The following is a 285-nucleotide window of genomic DNA, read 5'->3' as shown; positions in this document are numbered from 1 at the left end:
TTACGGAGCTCCCCAAACGCCATCCCAACGATCCTCTGCACGATCTGCTCCCGTGGAACGTGAATATGGGCGACATCATGTAAATACACTGCTTAATTGGCCGCTTACACTTATACAGCCTGGTGATGACCTGCCGTGCCAATGATATTAATCCTTATTTTTACTTCCGGTATATTTTACGGAGCTCCCCAAACGCCATCCCAACGATCCTCTGCACGATCTGCTCCCGTGGAACGTGAATATGGGCGACATCATGTAAATACACTGCTTAATTGGCCGCTTACG

The 285-nt window shown here is 48.8% G+C and carries 1 pseudogene; it reads left to right on the top strand.

The annotated features are described in order from the left end of the window. Positions 1 to 107 precede the first annotated feature (107 nt). Positions 108 to 259: pseudogene (locus AAC854_RS23490) on the top strand (transposase domain-containing protein); the annotation flags it as partial. Between the last annotated feature and the right edge of the window lie 26 nt (positions 260 to 285).

Origin of the sequence: Xenorhabdus entomophaga (assembly GCF_037996725.1) — a bacterium.
Classification (GTDB): Bacteria; Pseudomonadota; Gammaproteobacteria; order Enterobacterales; family Enterobacteriaceae; genus Xenorhabdus; species Xenorhabdus khoisanae.
The sequence above is the reverse complement of the archived record's forward strand: the minus strand, read 5'-3'. Positions and strand labels throughout refer to the sequence as shown.